The 18,348-nt window shown below is 66.6% G+C and carries 16 protein-coding genes; 11 read left to right on the forward strand and 5 right to left on the reverse strand.

The features are described from left to right. Positions 1-8 precede the first annotated feature (8 nt). From H8R02_RS00060 to H8R02_RS00105, 10 genes are read left to right on the forward strand one after another with little or no spacing between them, the layout of a single operon-like run. Positions 9-1,982, forward strand: a complete 1,974-nt coding sequence (locus H8R02_RS00060) for an acetyl-CoA carboxylase biotin carboxylase subunit (RefSeq protein ID WP_187079314.1) — start codon at positions 9-11, stop codon at positions 1,980-1,982. Positions 1,983-2,040: 58 nt separating this feature from the next. Then, positions 2,041-3,189, forward strand: a complete 1,149-nt coding sequence (locus tag H8R02_RS00065; protein ID WP_187079315.1) for an acyl-CoA dehydrogenase family protein — start codon at positions 2,041-2,043, stop codon at positions 3,187-3,189. Further along, a complete protein-coding gene (locus tag H8R02_RS00070; protein WP_187079316.1) occupies positions 3,186-4,358 on the forward strand; it encodes an acyl-CoA dehydrogenase family protein in 1,173 nt (390 codons plus the stop codon). The genes H8R02_RS00065 and H8R02_RS00070 overlap by 4 nt, the downstream gene beginning before the upstream one ends. Beyond that, the gene (locus tag H8R02_RS00075; RefSeq protein ID WP_187079317.1) at positions 4,342-5,310 is read left to right on the forward strand and encodes an AAA family ATPase; all 969 of its coding nucleotides are present in this window, start codon (positions 4,342-4,344) and stop codon (positions 5,308-5,310) included. The genes H8R02_RS00070 and H8R02_RS00075 overlap by 17 nt, the downstream gene beginning before the upstream one ends. After that, entirely contained in the window at positions 5,294-6,691 is a 1,398-nt protein-coding gene (locus H8R02_RS00080; RefSeq protein ID WP_187079318.1) for a VWA domain-containing protein, read from the forward strand. The genes H8R02_RS00075 and H8R02_RS00080 overlap by 17 nt, the downstream gene beginning before the upstream one ends. Positions 6,692-6,698: 7 nt before the next feature. Then, the gene (locus H8R02_RS00085) at positions 6,699-7,196 is read left to right on the forward strand and encodes a PaaI family thioesterase (RefSeq protein ID WP_187079319.1); all 498 of its coding nucleotides are present in this window, start codon (positions 6,699-6,701) and stop codon (positions 7,194-7,196) included. 26 nt (positions 7,197-7,222) lie between these two features. Further along, complete coding sequence (locus H8R02_RS00090; RefSeq protein ID WP_187079320.1) at positions 7,223-9,004, forward strand: acyclic terpene utilization AtuA family protein; 1,782 nt, start codon at positions 7,223-7,225, stop codon at positions 9,002-9,004. 31 nt (positions 9,005-9,035) lie between these two features. Then, positions 9,036-10,232, forward strand: coding sequence for an acyl-CoA dehydrogenase family protein (locus tag H8R02_RS00095; RefSeq protein WP_222622291.1), 1,197 nt, complete (start codon positions 9,036-9,038; stop codon positions 10,230-10,232). A gap of 4 nt (positions 10,233-10,236) precedes the next feature. Then, positions 10,237-11,019: an alpha/beta fold hydrolase gene (locus H8R02_RS00100; RefSeq protein WP_187079321.1), complete on the forward strand. Its 783-nt coding sequence runs from the start codon at positions 10,237-10,239 to the stop codon at positions 11,017-11,019. 47 nt (positions 11,020-11,066) lie between these two features. Continuing rightward, a complete protein-coding gene (locus H8R02_RS00105) occupies positions 11,067-12,221 on the forward strand; it encodes an acyl-CoA dehydrogenase family protein (RefSeq protein ID WP_187079322.1) in 1,155 nt (384 codons plus the stop codon). 114 nt (positions 12,222-12,335) lie between these two features. On the opposite strand, the gene H8R02_RS00110 is transcribed toward H8R02_RS00105, so the two are convergent. From H8R02_RS00110 to H8R02_RS00125, 4 genes are read right to left on the reverse strand one after another with little or no spacing between them, the layout of a single operon-like run. Next, positions 12,336-13,127, reverse strand: a complete 792-nt coding sequence (locus tag H8R02_RS00110; RefSeq protein WP_255429101.1) for a TauD/TfdA dioxygenase family protein — start codon at positions 13,125-13,127, stop codon at positions 12,336-12,338. After that, on the reverse strand, positions 13,105-14,337 hold the full coding sequence (locus H8R02_RS00115) for an acyl-CoA dehydrogenase family protein (protein WP_187079323.1): 1,233 nt from the start codon (positions 14,335-14,337) through the stop codon (positions 13,105-13,107). Before H8R02_RS00115 ends, H8R02_RS00110 begins: the two co-directional genes overlap by 23 nt. Before the next feature lie 7 nt (positions 14,338-14,344). Beyond that, positions 14,345-14,746 (reverse strand): Zn-ribbon domain-containing OB-fold protein, encoded by a 402-nt coding sequence (locus tag H8R02_RS00120; protein WP_187079324.1) that lies wholly within the window; start codon positions 14,744-14,746, stop codon positions 14,345-14,347. A 14-nt stretch (positions 14,747-14,760) separates the two neighbouring features. Next, entirely contained in the window at positions 14,761-15,933 is a 1,173-nt protein-coding gene (locus H8R02_RS00125; RefSeq protein ID WP_187079325.1) for an acetyl-CoA acetyltransferase, read from the reverse strand. 57 nt (positions 15,934-15,990) lie between these two features. Between H8R02_RS00125 and H8R02_RS00130 the strand changes: the two genes are divergently transcribed. Continuing rightward, positions 15,991-16,800, forward strand: a complete 810-nt coding sequence (locus tag H8R02_RS00130; RefSeq protein ID WP_187079326.1) for an SDR family NAD(P)-dependent oxidoreductase — start codon at positions 15,991-15,993, stop codon at positions 16,798-16,800. A gap of 37 nt (positions 16,801-16,837) precedes the next feature. Here H8R02_RS00130 and H8R02_RS00135 read toward each other — a convergent pair whose 3' ends face one another. Beyond that, positions 16,838-18,346 (reverse strand): AMP-binding protein, encoded by a 1,509-nt coding sequence (locus H8R02_RS00135; protein ID WP_187079327.1) that lies wholly within the window; start codon positions 18,344-18,346, stop codon positions 16,838-16,840. Between the last annotated feature and the right edge of the window lie 2 nt (positions 18,347-18,348).

Consider the following 18,348-nt stretch of genomic DNA (forward strand, 5'->3'; position numbering starts at 1 on the left):
ACCTGCCGATGCCGACGCCCTTCCACAAGATCCTGATCGCCAACCGCGGCGAGATCGCCTGCCGGGTGATCCGCACGGCCCGCGCGCAGGGTTATCTCACCGTAGCCGTCTATAGCGAAGCGGACGCCGGGGCCCTGCACGTACGGCAGGCGGACGAGGCACTGTGCATCGGTCCGGCGCCTGCGCGTGAAAGCTACCTGAACATGGACGCAGTGCTCGGTGCGGCCGGCGCCAGCGGCGCCGATGCCATCCATCCCGGCTACGGCTTCCTGTCTGAAAACGCCGCCTTCGCCCGTGCCGTGCAAGCCGCCGGGCTGGTCTTCATCGGTCCCGATCCCCATTCGATCGAGCGGATGGGCAACAAGGCGGCCGCGAAGCGGATGATGATCCAAGCGGGCGTGCCCTGCGTGCCCGGCTACCACGGCGCCGATCAGTCCGATACGGCGTTGCTGGCCCAAGCCCGGGAGATCGGCGCTCCGATCATGGTGAAGGCCGCGGCGGGTGGCGGCGGCCGCGGCATGCGCATCGTCCACGAGCTCTCGGAGATGGCCGACGCGCTGTCGCGAGCCCGTTCGGAGGCCGCCAACGCCTTCGGATCCGATGAATTGATTCTCGAGCGCGCGGTCATCGAACCTCGCCATGTCGAGGTGCAGGTCTTCGGCGATCGTCTCGGAAACATCATCCATCTCGGGGAGCGCGACTGTTCGATCCAGCGAAGGCACCAGAAGGTGTTTGAGGAGTCGCCCTCCCCCGCGGTCGACGCTGCCCTTCGCGCACGCATGGGCGCCGCGGCGGTGGCCGCAGCGAAAACGGTCGACTACGTCGGCGCCGGCACCGTGGAGTTCCTGCTCGACAGCGACGGGCGCTTCTACTTCCTCGAGATGAACACCCGCTTGCAGGTGGAGCACCCGGTCACGGAATGCGTCACAGGACTCGATCTCGTCGCATGGCAGCTGGCCGTCGCGCGCGGCGAGCCGTTGCCGCTCCGGCAGGAAGAAGTGCGGCTGGAAGGACACGCGATCGAAGTCCGGTTGTACGCCGAAGATCCGGCCAACGACTTCCTGCCGCAGAGCGGCGGGGTTGCGCTGTGGGAGCCGCCGTCCGGTGAAGGCGTGCGGGTGGACCATGGATTGGCCCAGGGCCAGGCGATCAGCCCGTTCTACGACCCGATGATCGCCAAGATCATCGCGCGCGGAGGCACGCGCGACGAGGCACGCCGCCGCTTGGTAGGCGCCCTGCGGGACACCCGCGTCCTGGGCCTGCCCACCAACCTGGGCTTTCTCGCGGACGCGGCCCGTCACCCCGAATTTGCTTCGGGACATGCGACCACGGCCTTCATCGGCCGGCATTTCGGGCCTGGCCAACTGCGCAAGGCGAAAGAAGATTCGCGGATTCTCGCGATCGCCGCAGCGCTGTGGTTCGACGCCAGTGCCTACCGCGGACCCCAGTTTGGGTTCCGCTCGAACGGCGCGGCCCGCTGGCCACTGACGCTCGGAGGTGACGAGGGCCGCGCATCGGTGCATCTCACAGTCCGAGAAGCCGGGCGGTTCAAGGTGGAATGCCCGGGCGGCGTCGAGCATGAAATCGTTCTTGAAGCCCCGGAAGCCCAGGGCCGCCGGGTGTCGGTCGATGGCGTCCATTCCCGGATCACCGCCACGTTCGCCGAAGGCCTTCTCCATGTTGCATGGAATGGCCGTTCGTGCAGCTTTGAGGACCTCACCTACGCGCCCCCGCGACGCACCGAAGACTGCGGCGACTCCAGCGTGTCGGCTCCGATGAACGGCCGCCTGCTGGCCCTGTACGTGGCGACGGGCGACAAGGTCACCAAAGGCCAGCGCGTCGCGGTTCTGGAAGCCATGAAGATGGAACACCAGCTGCTCGCTCGGCGGGACGGCACCGTCGAGCGCATCGGCGCGACTGTGGGCGAACAAGTCACCTCTCGTGCAGTCATCGTGAAGCTTGCCGGGGAGCAGGCAGCATGAGCCGCCGGGCCGCCCCAAGGCGAATAGTCCCGCAGCACATAGCGAGGAGGGTAGTTCAGTGAGCCGCTCGAGTCCCTTCTACACGCCCGAGCATGACGCATTCCGCGAGGCCGTCCGGCGTTTCGTCGCGCGCGAGATCACGCCGCACGTCGAAGCATGGGAGGCCGAGGGCAGCTTTCCACGGGAGCTCTACCGCAAAGCCGCCGAACTCGGCATCCTGGGCCTGGGGTTTCCGACGGATCACGGCGGAAACGACGGCGACCTGTTCATGACCATCATCGCGGCGCAGGAACTGGCGCGTTGCGGCGCCGGCGGCGTCCTCGCCAGCCTGCTGTCGCACACCATCGGTTGCCCTCCGATCGTCAACGTAGGCAGCGAAGCGATCAAACGCCGGGTCCTTCCACCTGTCATGCGGGGTGAAAAGATCAGTGCGCTGGGCATCACGGAGCCCTCGGGCGGCTCGGATGTCGCCAACCTGCGCACCACGGCAAGACGCGAGGGCGACCACTACATCGTCAGCGGCAGCAAGACCTTCATCACGTCCGGCATCCGGGCGGACTTTTACACAGTTGCCGTCCGCACGGGCGGCCCCGGGCCCGCGGGCGTCTCGCTGCTGCTGCTCGAAAAGGGCATGCCGGGCTTCACGCAGACGCCGCTGTCCAAGATGGGCTGGCTGTGTTCCGACACGGCGACCCTGCACTTCGACGGCGTCCGCGTTCCCGCCGGGAACCTCGTGGGCGTGGAGAACGAGGGCTTCAAGGCCATCATGCAAAACTTCAACCGCGAGCGCATCTTCCTCGCGGCCGGGGCAAACGGCTTCGCGCGCGTCTGCCTCGACGAAGCGCTGACGTGGGCCAGGCAGCGCGAAATGTTCGGGGGCAAACTCATCGACCAGCAAGTCACGCGCCACAAGCTGGCGGACATGGCGATGCGAATTGAAGCGACACAGGCCATGCTCGAGTCGCTGGCGTGGCGCGTGGAAAACGGTGACCGCCCGGTCGGCGAGATCTGCCTGCTGAAGAACCAGGCCACTCAGACTCTTGCGCATTGCGCCAGCGAGGCCGTCCAGATGCATGGCGGCGCGGGTTTCATCCGCGGCGTGACTGTCGAACGCATCTATCGCGAAGTGAAGGTGAACGCCATCGGCGGGGGGGCCGAAGAAGTGATGCGTGACCTCGCCGCGCGTCAGCTGGGGTTTCATGCATGAAGACGCAGGGCTTGCGGTCGGGCGACGAACGGCTCGTCCGCGCCTTCACTGCCGCGCTACGCACCGCACCCCGCTTCGGGCGTGACTCGGGATTTCCACGGGATTGGTGGCGGCATCTGGGGGAGCACGGCCTGTTGGGACTGTCCTTCGACCTGGACGGGCGCGGACCTCGTGCCGAATGGCCCCTGGTTGCTCGCCTTGCGTGCTGCCTTGCCCGGGAGACGGGCAGCCTCGGGCTCACACTCGCCTGGCTGCTGAACGAGATGGTCGGACGCTGTGCCATAGGCTCTCCCGCGGACGAATCGCAGCGCGGCTGGCTCAGGAGGATGGCGGTAGGAGACGCCATTGTGGGGCTGGCGGTTTCCGAACCGGAAGCCGGGGCGCATCCCAAACACCTGCGATCCACCGCGCGGCGGGACGTGCACGGGCAGGACGAGCGCTGGATCATCGATGGCGCGAAGTCGCATGTGAGCAACGGCCCCGTCGCCGACGCGGTCGTCGTCATCGCGGCCACTGGGGGCGCCGGCTCCCGCAGGGAATTCGACGCTTTCCTCATACAGGCGGGCGCTGCCGGCCTCGTCCTTCAGCCCGCGGTTTCCGCTCCGGGCCTCTCTGCGTCGACCTCCGCGCCGCTGGCTCCGTTGCAGCACGCGAGCCTGAAGCTGGAGGGCTGCTTGGTTTCGGCGAGTGCCCGGCTCGGTGCCGCAGGCACGGCTTTCGACAGGATCGCAAGGCCCATCCGCGTGATCGAGGACGCACTGCTGGCGAGCGCGATGGCGGGAGCCATGCATGCCGAGCTCGACCGGTTGTCGCTTTGGCTGAGGCAAGCGCAGCCGCCGCATGCCTTAGTGCGAAAGCTGGGTGCGTTGCACCTGGAGTTGACCGTCCTCGAAGCAGTCGCGAACCGCGCGGCAGATTCGCTGGCGGCCGACGGGCCGGGAGTTCAATTGGCTCAGTTCAATGTGGGGAGCCGCCGTCTTTTCGAGCGCTGGCAAAGCGAGTTCGAAGCCCTCGCCGTGCCCCTCGACGACCTCGCCGACCCCATCCCTGCCATCTGCCGGGACCTGCGCTGCGTCCTGGGCATTGCCCGCGGCGTCGGCGAAGCCCGCGCGTTCGAGGCGGGGCAACACATGCTGCAACCCAAGGAATCGGATGAAGTCACTGCATGACACCCATTTCGAGAGCGTGGACGTGGTCTCGTCCCGCCTGGCCGGCGCCGACTACATCGCGAGCCGGCAGCTGGCGACGGCCGTGTACCTCGCATTCAATCTCGAAAAGCCGGTCCTGGTCGAAGGGCCGGCGGGCGTGGGAAAGACGGAGCTGGCCAAAACCATGGCTGGGATTCTCGACGTGCCCCTTATCCGCATGCAGTGCTACGAAGGGCTGGATGAATCCAAGGCACTGTACGAATGGAAGTACGGCAAGCAGTTGCTCTACACCCAGCTCCTCAAGGACAAGCTGGCCGAGCTCATGCAGGGCGCCGTCGGCCTTGCCGCGTCGATCGAAAAGCTGCATTCGCACGACGACCTGTTCTTTTCGGAGCATTTCCTGGAGCCCCGGCCGCTATATCAGGCCCTGCATCAGGACCGGGGGTGCGTGCTTCTGATCGACGAGGTCGACAAGTCCGACCCGGAGTTCGAGGCCTTCCTCCTGGAAGTCCTGTCCGACTTCCAGGTCTCGGTACCCGAGCTCGGCACCATCGCCGCCAAGGTGAAGCCCCTGGTGTTCCTCACCAGCAACAACACGCGCGAGATGAGCGACGCCCTGAAGAGGCGCTGCCTGCACCTGCACATCCCCTTCCCCGATGCCGCAATCGAGAGACGTATCCTGGAGCGCCGCGTCCCGGGGCTCGGTGAAAAACTGAACCGGGACCTGGTGGCTTTCGTGCAGGCCGTGCGCGAGCTGGACCTGAAGAAACAACCTTCGGTCAGCGAAACGATCGACTGGGCCAAAACACTCCTCCTGCTCAATTCCGAACACCTCAGCCTCGACCTGGTGCGCGACACGCTCTACGTCTTCCTGAAGTTCGAGCAGGACATCGCCACTGCGCGCGAACAGTTGCCCGCCCTGCTGGACAAGGCACGGAAGAACGCGGATTTCCCCCATGCAAGAAACGCTTGAGGACTTCTTCAAGGCCTTGCGCGGCAGCGACCTGGAGGTCAGCCTGAACGCGCAGATCGACGCCGCGCGCGCCGCGTCGCTCGTCGGCTGGTCACAGCGCGACCTGCTGAAGTCGGCACTGGGCGCCACCCTCGCCAAGACACTGCCCGATCTCGCGATCTTCGACGATCTATTCGATCGGTTCTTCCGCTTCGACTCTTTCGGTACGGGTGCGCCGGCAGGCCGTCCGACTCCAGGCGTGGCGCAGGACCAGGCGCAATCGCGCGAGTCCGGTGGCCAGGGCGACGGTGGCCCGGGCGGCTGCCATGGGAGCGCGGGACAGGCGCTGTCGCAACTCCTGCTGTCGGGCGATTCGGTCGCGCTGTCGCGCCGCATGCAACAGGCCGCGCGCGACGTCGGGCTCACGGACATCTGGTTCTTCACGCAGAAGGGCCACTACACGCAGAAGATCCAGCAGGCAATGGGCCTGGAACTGCTGGACCGCGAGATCAGCGATGCGCGCCGCCAGGCGCTTGCGCCGCAGCGCATGGCCGATCTGGAAGTGGCGCGCAAGCGGTTGTTCAACGAGGTGCGCAACTTCGTCGAGCGCAAGCTGTCGATGTACGGGACGGCGCCGACACGCGAGCTGCACGACGAATTCCTGCAGTCCCAGAAGCTGTCCAACATCGACCGCCGCGACTTCGCGCGGATGCACGAGATCGTGCGCAAGATCGCGCGCCGCCTGGCCGAGCGTCACGCGCGCCGCAGGCGGCGCGAGCAGCGCGGCCTGCTCGATTTCCGCCGCACGCAACGGGCCAACGCGGCTTATGGCGGAGTCCTGTTCGAGACCCACTGGCGCAGCACGCGCATCGAGAGGCCCAAGGTCGTGGCGATCTGCGACGTGAGTGGCTCGGTGCGCCAATACGCGCGCTTCCTGCTGCTGTTCCTGTACAGCCTCGACGAACTGCTCTCGGACGTACAGACCCTCGCATTCACCAACCATCTTGTCGACGTCAGCGCGACGTTCGAATCGCTGCCGGTGGAACAGGCGGTCGACCGGGTGTTGCATGCCGTTGGAGGCTCAGGCACCGATTACGGACAAATGCTGCTCGACCTCGACGAGCAGCTGATGCACCGGATCGACCGCCGGACGACTGTTCTCGTGCTGGGTGACGCGCGCAACAACCGGGGTCATCCCCGCACCGAGGTCATGAAGACTCTGCATGGACGCGCACGCCGCGTCATCTGGCTCAACCCCGAACCCCGCTCGTTCTGGGGGCTGGGCGACTCGGAGATGAAGCGATACGCGCCCTATTGCCACATCGCGCGGGAATGCAATTCGCTGCGCCACCTCGAGCGCACCCTTGACGAGCTGCTTCGTTCGAGCAACGCGAGCGCATGAGCCCGACATGAAGCCTGCCCTCCCATCCTTTCACGAACTGCCGCCGCATGTGGCCGACGCATTCTGGGCGCGCTGGGGCAGCAATACCTTCCTGAGCGCACAGGGGCTCGATCTCGAGATCGTCGGCGTGGGTCGGTCGATCGTGCACCTGCGGCAGCCCACCGCCGAGCAACGCGGAGGCGCCGGCTCGGCCGAGGTGATCAACGGCGGGGTCATCGCGTACATGTTCGATGCAGCGCTCGGCTGCGCCATCGCTTCAGCCAACCTGGCGCGACCGGAGATGCGCATGGCAGACCCGCGGGAGCTGCGCCAATCGACCATCAACCTCGACATCAGCTACGTCCAGGCGGCTGCCGGGCCGGCATTCCAGGCGCACGGGGAAGTCGTGCGCGCCGGGCGCGGCGTCGCGTTCGCAGAAGGCCGGCTGCTTGATGCAACGGGCGGCATCTGCGCCACGGCCAAGGGCATCTGGCGCGTCTCTTTGCCGCGGCCCGCAAGCCGATGAACACCTTGAAACCGAAAGGAAGTGGCATGGGGAAAGACACCCTTCGCATTGGCTGCGCATCCGGCTTTTGGGGCGACAGCGAGTTCGCGGCCGCGCAGCTCGTCGAACGCGGTGAGATTGACGTGCTGGTCTTCGATTACCTGGCGGAGATCACGATGTCGTTGCTCACTCGCGCCAAGGCAAAGGACCCGACGCTGGGCTACGCCCCCGATTTCGTTGGCACCATCAAGCCGCTCATGAAGCAGCTCAAGTCACGCGGCATCCGCGTGATCGCCAACGCCGGTGGTGTGAACCCCTCTGCCTGCCGGGACGCGCTCGTGGCGGCTGCACAGGCCGAGGGGGTCGACCTGAAGATCGCCGCCGTCCTGGGTGATGACCTGATGCCCCTGGTGGAGCAGCTCAAAGCAGCGGGCGTGAAGGAAATGTTCTCCGGTGCCCCATTCCCTTCCAGGGTGATGAGCGCCAACGCCTACCTGGGCGCCTTCCCGATCGCCGCCGCCCTGGCCGCAGGCGCGGACATCGTCGTCACCGGCCGCTGCGTGGACAGCGCTGTCACGCTGGCACCTCTGATCGCGAACTTCGGCTGGACAGCCGACGACCTGGACCAGCTCGCGCAGGGCAGTCTGGCCGGCCACCTGATCGAGTGCGGGACGCAGGCGAGCGGCGGAAACTACACCGATTGGGAAAGCGTTCCCGGTTGGGACGACATGGGCTTTCCGATCGCGGAGTGCCGCGCGGATGGAAGCTTCGTGATCACCAAGCCCGCAGGCACGGGGGGACTCGTCGCCCCTTCGACCGTCGGCGAGCAGATGCTTTACGAGATCGGCGACCCGCGCGCCTACATCCTGCCGGACGTCGTATGCGACTTCACTGCCGTCACGCTGGCGCAGGCCGGCACCGACCGCGTCGAAGTGCGGGGCGCGCGCGGTCGTCCGCCGACCGACCATGCGAAGGTGAGCGTAACGCACGCCGACGGCTTCCGCGCCATGAGCCTCTTTATGATCGGCGGCATCGACGCAGGACCGAAAGCGCACCGCGTCGGCGCGGCGATGCTGGCCCGCCTGCGGCGCAAGTTCGCCGAGCGGGACTGGCCCGACTTCACCGAAGCCAGCGTCGAAGCCATCGGCGCCGAAGACACTTACGGCCCTCGCGCAAGGTCGAACGCGCGCGAGGTCATGCTCAAGGTCGGCGTTCGCCACCCATTGAAGGACGCGCTGGAGCTTTTCTCGCGCGAAGTCGCGCCGATGGCGCTGATGTCCGCGCCTGCCATCACCGGCTTCACCGGCGGCAGACCGAAGGTGCAACCCGTGGTCCGGCTTTTCTCCTGCCTGGTGCCGAAGTCGCGACTTGCTGTCAGCATCGACATGGGCGCTCAGATCGTGGCCGCGCCGCCGCTCGGCGGCGTCCCGTTCGACTCCGCCGCGTTGCGTGACGTTGGCGGACCGTTGCCCGACGCGAACGCGTTCGCGCGTGGATCGCGCGACGTGCCGCTAGCGCAACTAGCCTGGGGCCGCAGCGGCGACAAGGGCGACTCGGCGAACATCGGCATCATTGCACGCCGGCCCGCCTACCTGCCCTTCATCCGCGCGGCCATCACCGAGCAAGCCGTGGCCCGCTGGTTCGCGCACCTCGCGCGGGGAGCCGTTCGCCGCTACGACCTACCCGGCATCCACGCCATCAATTTCACGCTGCAGGAAGCGCTCGGCGGAGGCGGAATTGCTTCGGTGCGCATGGACTCGCAAGGCAAGGCCTACGCGCAAATGCTGCTCGACCACCCCGTGACGATCCCCGCCGACCTGGCCATCTGACAACCGAACAGTCTGAACCGGAGCCGAATCCATGACTGCCATGACACCACCGACCGGCCGCACGACGGCCTCCTCGATCATCCAGTCGCGCATCCGCGATATCCAGGAAGCCGCCCGCGGCGTCACGAAGCAGTACCCCCGCAGCTACATCCTCCAGTGCATCAAGGAGGACCGTTTCCCCGACGAGCTGTGGCGTGAGCTTGGCAAGTTCGGCCTGCTGGGCCTTTCGATTCCCGAGGAACATGGGGGCTCCGGCGGCGGCGTGCTCGAGATCACCGCACTCAACGAGGCCCTGGCGCTGGCGGGCGTTCCCACGCTGTTCCTCGTCGTGACGGGCCTCGGCCGAGTGCCAATCGTGAGGCACGGCACGGCTGACCAGATCGCCAAGTACGTCACTCCCACCTGCACCGGCGAGAAGAAGCTTTGCTTCGCGATCACGGAGCCCAACGCCGGCACGAACAGCTTCGCGATGTCCACGCTGGCGACACCCGCCGCCGGTGGAGGCTGGAGGCTGAGCGGTCAGAAGGTCTTCATCTCCGGCGCGCGCGATGCCGACTTCATGCTCGTCGTCGCGCGCACCACCAAGGCCGCAGAGGTGAAGCACCGCACGGACGGCATGTCGCTGTTCGTTGTCGACATGAAGACGCCGGGTATCAAGCTCCAGCAGCTCAACATCCAGGTCGAGACCGCCGAGCGCCAGTACATGGTGTTCTTCGACAATGTCGAGTTGCCGGCCGACGCGGTCATCGGCGAGCCGGGCAAGGGGGCCAAACTGATGTTCGAGGGGTTGAACTCCGAGCGCCTGCTCGCCGCTGGCGCGGCATTGGGCCTGGGCGACTACGCGCTTTCGAAAGCCGTGACCTATGCGAACGACCGCAAGCCCTTCGGCAAGCCGATCGGCAGCTACCAGGCGCTGCAGCACCGGCTGGCCCTGGCGAAGGCCGAGATCGAAGCGGCCCGGCTGATGACCTATGACGCGGCGGACCGGTTCGACAACGGCGAGGACGCCGGAGCGCACGCAAACATGGCGAAGCTGCTCGCCTCCCGGGCTGCGGTCGCCGCGATCGACGCCACGCTTCAGGTGCATGGAGGGTACGGCTTCGACCGGGATTACGACGTGGTCACGCTTTGGCCGATGATCCGGCTGCTGGAGATCGCGCCCATCAACAATGAGATGCTGATGAACTACGTCGGCGAACACGTGCTCGGACTGCCGAAGTCGTACTGACGCCATGCAACAGCACGAATTGAGCGCGGGTGGGCACCGGCTCGCCGCCTTTACGTGGGGGCGGCTCGACGGGGAACATCCGGTGATCGTGATGTTGCACGGCGGGCTGGACTGCACGAGCACCTGGCGGGATTTGCCCGAAGCCATCGCGCGCGCGACCGGGCTCGCGGTGATGTCCTACGATCGATGGGGATATGGCGGCTCCGAAGGATTCGTCGGCCGCCGCGATCGTTCCTACCGGTTCGAGGAGTCGGGTCCCGTGCTGGGCGAAGTGCTGAAGTTCTTCGCGATTCGACAAGCAGTGATCTTCGGCCACAGCGACGGGGGAGCCATGGGCATCCTGGCTGCCGCGGCCCACCCAGACACGGTGATCGGCGTCTGTGCTTGTTCCCCGACGGCAGCGGTGGACATCCCCATGGTGCGCGCGATGTCTTCTGCGCGCGACGCCTTCGAACACGGGGACCTTCGAGACAAGTTGCGCAAACACCATGGCGACAAGACGGACGCGATGTTCTGGGCATGGTACGAGCCCTGGGCCGACGTGGCCGCAGCTCGCTGGTCGATGGCCGACCAGGTTGCCGCCGTACGCTGCCCGGTCGCGGCCGTCTTCGGCCAGGACGACGTGTACGGCTGGCGTGCCAGTGCCGGCCTCCTGGTGGATCACGGCCGCATGCCGCTGGAACTGTCGGCATTGCCGGGAGCCGGTCACGATCCCCATCACAGGGCTCGGCCGGCGGTGCTGCGTGCGCTCGATCGCGTATTGGTGGCTGCTGGTGCCTTGTCCTGATCGCGGCGCAGTGGGCCGGTGTGTTCAGCAATGCGGAAGGAAATGAGATGCGCGGCGATCGCGATTTTGGATTCACCGACGAACAACTGATGCTGCGTGACGCCGTGCGCGATTTCGTGCGAAGGGAGATGCCCGACGCCGAGGCTCGCCGGCACGACCGCGAGAAGATCGCGCCGCTCGCCGCTTTCGACAAGATGGCGGCCCTCGGGTGGCTGGGGGTAGCGATCCCGGAGGAATACGGAGGCTCGGGGCTCGGCTTCGTCGAGCTCGGGATCATCCAGGAAGAACTGTCATATGGACTCCTCGAACTCGCAGTGCTGTTCTACCGGGCCACGGTGCACGGCGCGCATTCCCTGCTCACCTACGGTAACGAGGCCCAGCGGCGAAAGTACCTTCCCCTCATCGCCGCGGGCAAGTTCAAGTCGTCGATGAGCCTGACCGAACCGGACGCCGGGTCCGATGCTTCGGCGGTTCGCACGCGCGCCGTGCGCGATGGAGACCACTTCGTGATCAATGGCGCGAAGGTCTTCAACTCCCAGATTGACCTGGCCGACAGGACCGTGCTGGTCACGAGGACCGATCCAAGTGCCCCAGCGCACAAGGGCATCAGCCTGTTCTTCGTGGACCCCAAGAGTCCGGGGGTCAGCATCGAGCGTATCGAGACACTCGCCTTCCGCGCGGTGGGAACCAACCGCGTGACTTACGAAAACGTGCGGGTGCCGCAGGAAGACCTGCTCGGTGAGCTGAACGGCGGCTGGAAGCAGCTGATGACCAACCTGAACAAGGAACGATTCTCGCTGGCCGCGCAAGTGACCGGGGCCGCGCAGGCGGCTTTGGACTGCGCACTCCAGTACGCGAAGGACAGGAAGCAGTTCGGCCAGCCGATCGGGAAGTTCCAGGCCATCCAGCACAAGCTGGCCGACATGCAGGTGGCCGTCCACACCTCTCGCATGCTGACCTACGATCTCGCCCGCCGCCTCGACGCGGGCATCGATTGCAGGAAGGAAGCGTCGATCGCCAAGGTGGCTTGCGCCGAGGCCTACTTCCGTGTCGCCGACGAAGGCATGCAGATTCTGGGCGGCTATTCGCTCACGCCCGAGTTTCCGATGGAACGCCACTACCGCGACTCGCGCCTGATGCGCATAGGCGGCGGCACCAGCGAGGTGATGCGCACCTCGATTGCCAAGGATCTCGGCCTCTGACGGCACCGGCCGATCGCCGAGCGGGATCGAGCCGGATCAAGCCGCGCGGGGGACTTCGCCGGCCAGCGTGATCCGGTGCATGACGCGGCGGTGTCCGTAATAGTCGTTGATGGGCTAATGCTGCGTGCTGCGGTTGTCCCACAGCACCAGCGTGCCAGCTTGCCAGCGCACGCGGCACGTGAATTCTTCCTTGCATTGGTGCGCATGCAGCCACTGCAGGAGCGGTTTGCTCTCCTCCTCTGTCATGTCCGCGAATCGCACCGTGTGCGCGACGTTCATGAAAAGCGCCCGCCGGCCCGTCTCGGGATGCACGCACACCGCCGGATGTTCGGCCTCGTAGACTCTCCGATCCGCCTTGCCGGCCTCGGCGATCCGATCCTCGCGCGTGCGCGAGGTGTCGGCCTTCGCCGAGCTGTTGACACAGCGCATGCCCGCCAGCAGGCGCCGCATTCCGGGAGACAACGCGTCGTGCGCAGCTGCCTGGCTCGCCAACAGCGTGTCGCCGCCCGGTGGCGGCACCTCGCGCGCCAGCAGCATGGTGGCCATCGGCGGCCTCTGCAGGTAAGTCGTGTCGCTGTGCCAGACGCCGCCGAAATTGACGCGCTCGTGTTCGAGCTTCTTGACTTCGATGATCGTGGGGTAGCCCTCCAGTCCCTTCACGAAGGGATATTCGACGGGTTGGCCCACGGTGGCCGCGAAGGCCAGGAACTCATCGCTGGACAACTTCTGGCCGCGCAGCACGACCACGCCGTGCTCAAGCCAAACGCGCCGCAGTCCGGCGGCCAATTCCGCATCGGGTGGCCGGCGCAGGTCGACACCCGACACCTCCGCCCCGATGGCGCCGGCGAGTCGCGTGACCTTCATCGCCGCTGCGTTGTCCTCGCTACAGGTCGGCCCGACCGCCAAGCAGTTGCCTGGCGATCGTGCGACGCTGGATTTCTGCCGTCCCGTCGGGGATGCGCATCACCCGTGCGAAGCGCCAGCCTTCCTCGATCCGCAACTCGTTGGTCAACCCCATCGCTCCATGGACTTGGATGCTGCGGTCCATGACGCGGCCGAGCATTTCCGTGGCGAAGGCCTTGACCATGCTCACCTGCGCGGTAGCGGTATCACCGCGGTCCACGCGCCACGCGCAGTTCTGGACCATGGACTTGGCGGCGTAGATCTCCATCGCGGAGTCGGCCAGCATGAACTGGATGGCTTGGTGCTCCGCGATGGGCACGCCCTGGGTCTTGCGTACCTTCGCGTACTCGACGGCTTGGTCCAAGGCCCACCGCGCCAGCCCGAGGCAAGTCGCCGCCATCCCGACGCGGCCGGCATTCACACCGTCCATCGCGACCGACAATCCCCTCCCTTCGGAGCCAAGACGATGATCATCGTGCACGCGAACGTTGTCCAGAACCACGACCCCGGTGTCGCCGCCGAGGTGGCCCAAAGTGGAGATCACCCGCGGCACTGAAAATCCGGGCGATCGGGTGTCGACGAAGAACCCCGTGACGCCGCCCTGGTGCCTTGCCGCCGCATCGGTGTCGGTCACCGCAAACACCATCGCGTAATCCGCATACGGCGAATTGGTGATCCACTGCTTCGTGCCGTTCAATACCCAGTGGTCGCCATCGCGCGTCGCGCGTGTTTTCATGGCGAAGACGTCGGAGCCGGCATCGGGCTCGCTCAGGCCGAAACACAGGGTCTTGTCACCGCTCGCGATCGAGTCGCGATACCGCGCGAAGACCCCCGCGTCCAGGTGCCGTAGCACGGGCGACAGGCCGTTGGTAAAGGGGGACGGCAACACCACGGTCTGAATCAGGGGGTGGCCGGGTCCAAATCGGTGGTTCAGCGTTTCCTGGATGTGCGCCATGGCCTGTGCGCCCATGCCCGCGCCGCCCAGCGCCTCCCCGCCGAAGAGGTTGTAATAGCCCAGCTCCGCGGAGCACATGCGGACTTGCCGCCTCAGTGCCAGCACCTGCGGTACAAAGCGGCCGTCCGGCTGGAACATCGTGCGTTCGCTGGACAGCACGCCGCGGTACTCGTCCTCGAGCGGGAGAACCTCGCGTTCGACGAAGCGCAGGATCGCCTCGCCGATCGCCCGGGTATCCGCGTCGACTTCGAAGTCCATGTGCCCCTCAGGCCGGCTTGAACCTGGGCAAAGTGACCTCTTCTGTCACGGCATCGAAAGCGACGCACACGCGCTGGCCGATGCGGATCGAGTCCACGTCGTCCGTCACGACATTTGTCATCATGCGCGCGCCTTCGTCGAGATCCACCACAGCGATGACGTAGGGCACATCCGGCTTGAATGCCGGGCCCGCCGGCCGGCGCGCGACCGTGTAGCTGTAGATGGTGCCGGTTCCACGCGCGTCGGACCAGACCAGCGCATCGCTGTGGCAATGCGGGCACAGCGCCCGAGGATAGAAGTGATGGCGGCCGCAATCGCGGCAGCGCTTGAGGACCAGGCGTCGCTCCTTCAGGGCGCTCCAGTAAGGCGCGCTCTCGGGGTCGATAATGGGCAGCGGCTTGTCGTACATGATGGTCGGTTGGGTTATCGCGTCGAGAGGATGCAGGTCGCCCCGCTGGAGAGCGTTCCGCCCGTGCCGTGCACGAGCGCGGTTGCGGCGTCGGCGACCTGGCGCGCACCGCATTCCCCGCGAAGCTGCCGGACAGCCTCGATCAGCAGGAAGATCCCGTACATCCCGGGGTGCGCGTACGAAAGCCCTCCCCCATTGGTGTTCATCGCGAACTCGCCGCCGGGAGCCGTGCGCTGGTTCGACACGAACGCGCCGCCTTCGCCGCGTGCGCAGAACCCGAGCGCCTCCAGGGTGAGCAGCACGGTGATGGTGAACGAGTCATACAGTTCCACCACGTCGATCTGGTCAGGGCGCATCCCGGCCATGGCCAACGCCTCGCGGCCGGCGATCTCCGCCGCCGTGAGCCTCGCGAGGTCGGGCATCGCGGCGATTGTCCAGTGCGTATGGGCCTCGCCGTAACCGCGGACGTGCACCGGCCGCCGATGGCCGATCGCCCTCGCGTGTTCGGCCGTCGTCATCACGACCGCGCCCCCCCCATCGGTGACCAAGCACACGTCGAGCAAGTGCAACGGGTCCGAAATCATTGGGCTGGCCAGCACGTCGTCGATGGTCAATGGCTCGCGCATGGTCGCTGCGGGGTTCAGCGCAGCCCACTTGCGCGTGGCGACCGCGATCTCCGCAAGCTGCTGCGAGGTCGTGCCATGTTCGTGCATGTGACGCATCGCCGCGAGGGCATAGCCTCCCACCGGCGTGGGCATGCCCCAGGGCGTCTCGTACTGCATCGTCAGGACCGACGGCCGGCCTGCCAGGTTGCGGCTCGCCTCGCTTCTTTGCAGGCTGCCGTAGGTGATCAAAGCCACTTCGCAGCGGCCGGCCTCGATCGCCGTCGCCGCGTGCGCCACGTGCGCCTCGAAGGCCGAGCCGCCGATGTTCGTGCCGTCCACGAAACGCGGGGCGATGCCGAGGTATTCCGACAGGGTTACCGTGGCCAGCTGGCCGGGGCCGGGCACACCCCACATGCCCGCGGTCAGCAGGCCGTCCACTTCCTGCATCGGAATCCCGGCATCGGCCAGGGCATCCCTCGCGCACAGCGCCTGCGCCTGCAGCACCGACATCGGCGTGGTCACCTTCCCATCCTTCAAGGGCAGGTCGGCCACACCGACGATCACCGCCTCACGATTGCTCATGTCCGCGTTTCTCCGTCACAATCCGATTTTTTCCCAAACAAATGTTAGGTTGATTCTATGACGAATCTGAGTTCCCGACAATCGCCTCGCCTGTCGGATGCAATCGCCCTCGTCACGGGCGCCACCGCCTATATCGGGCGGGCGATCGCGCTGGAGCTCGCGCGCCGCGGCGCGCGCGTCGTTGTCAGCGGCCGCAATGCCGACGCAGGCCGGTCGGTCGTCGCCGAGATCGAGGCGGCTGGGGGGCACGCGGAGTTCGCGGGTGCCGACCTGGCCGATCGCATGGCGGTCAAGGCGCTCGTCGAGGGCATTGTGAGTCGCCATGGACGACTGGACGTGCTGGCGGCCAGCGGCGCGGGCGCCAGCAGCGACTCGCTGGCCTTCAAGCTTTTCATGGACATGAGCGGCGATGACTTCGATACCTACATCCGCTCGCACTGGCTGGCGCGGGCGCACGTGATCCAGGCGGCCGCGGCGGCGATGCGAGCGCAGGGGCGCGGCAAGATCGTCGCCATCGGCACTGACGCGGGCCGCGTGGCGACCGTCGGCGAGTCCTTCATCGGCGGGGCCACGGGCGGCATGATGCAGATGTGCCGCGTTCTCGCGCGCGAGCTCGGCCGAGACGGGATCCGCATCAATGCCGTTGCGATGAGCTACATCGCGGATGCCGAACCACGCTGGGGCGGTGCTTCCCCCGCGCTGGCAGGCCATGAGCGTGGGATGTTGCAGCAATTGAAGAAGCGGATGCTGTTTCCCGTGCACTGCGACGACATCGCGCGAGCCGTGGCCTTCTTCGCCGGACCGGAATCGGATGCCATCACCGGGCAGACGCTCAGCGTCAATGGCGGCCTGAGCACGCCGGGCTGACGCCGTTCGACGACGCTTGGAAAGCGAGCGTTTGCGCTCAGCCGGCGTGCGCCGCCTTGACGGCCGCGCGGTCGACGGCTCCGTCCGCGGAACGCGCAAGTCGGTCCACGAAAACAACATGCTTGGGCTTCTTGTACCGCGCGATCCGCTGCCCGACGAATTCGATCAACTCGTCTGCCTGAATCGACACCCCGGATTTCAACTCGCAGACGGCCTTGACCGCCTCGCCCCATTGCGGATCGGCCACGCCGAACACCACAGCTCCCGCGATGGCGGGATGTTCCCCGAGCGCGCGCTCGACTTCCGCGGGATAAACGTTCTCGCCTCCAGGCTTGATCAGTTCCTTGGCAGGGGAGCGGCCCAGGTACCACAAATAGCCGTCTGCATCGAGGCGGCCCATGTCGCCGGTGTGGTGCCAGCCGTCGCGAAACGTCAGCGCGTTGTCGGCGTCGCGTTGCCAGTACCCGCGAAACACCATCGGCCCGCGCACAAGGATCTCGCCGGCACTTCCCGCTGGCAGTAGCACGCCCGCGTCGTCGGCGATGGCCACCACGTGCCCATCGACGGGACGACCGGCGCTACCGGGCCGCTCGGCCAGCGGCGCCATGGAGATGGAACCTGATGTTTCGGTCTGGCCATAAGCCGACCAGAATCGGGCATGAGGGCATGTGGAAGCGAAACGCGCAAGGGTTTCGGGCGACTCGATGCCGCTCACCACACGTAGCGCTTTCAGTCCCGATCCCTGCGCCGCCGCTGCATCCAGCAGCCCCGACAACATCGGAGGGAATGAGCCCATGAGGCTGCCGCCCTCGTGGTCGATCGCTCCGAGAACGGCCTTCGGGTCGAAGCGCGGCAACACGAAGGTCGACCCGCCGCCGGCCTGCGTGGCAAGCCACATCGCGATGCCCGCGATGTGAAACAGCGGCAACACTCCGACATGAACGTCTTCGCACGTCAGGCCCCATGCGCGTGCGGAACGGGCCGCACCCTCCAGCAAACCGCGATGAGACAGGACGGCGCCGCGCGGGCGGCCGCCGATGGCGGCTGTATGGACAATCAGCAGCCCCGCTTCGTCGTCGATGGCGGCGGGCGCGAACCGCGTTCCAACCTCGACATACAGGTCATCCGTCGTGGGCCAGCCGGGCGCCTCGGCGCCGGCCGAAAATGTCTGCATGCCCCCAATGTCGGCTGTCTGCAACTGCGCGCGGAGGTCCGGGGCGGCAACAACGATTCGTGGCGCCGTATCGGCAACGACGTGCGCCACTTCGTCCGCGGAGAGTCGCCAGTTGACCGGCACGACAATGGCCCCCAGCCATGCGGCAGCGCCGAGGAGATCGAGATAGAGCGCACTGTTGTGCGCGATCACCGCGATGCGGTCTCCCGGACACACGCCCGCTCCTGAAAGTCCCGCGGCAAGGCTACGCACCCTTGAAGCGTATTGCGCATGCGTCACGCGCAGCGCACCGTCCCGGTACGCCATCCGTTCCGAATGAAGGCGTGCGTTGGCTTCGATGCGATCGGCGAGCGTGAAGGATCGAAGGCTCACGA

Source organism: Ramlibacter albus (assembly GCF_014297445.1).
Lineage (GTDB): Bacteria > Pseudomonadota > Gammaproteobacteria > Burkholderiales > Burkholderiaceae_C > Ramlibacter > Ramlibacter albus.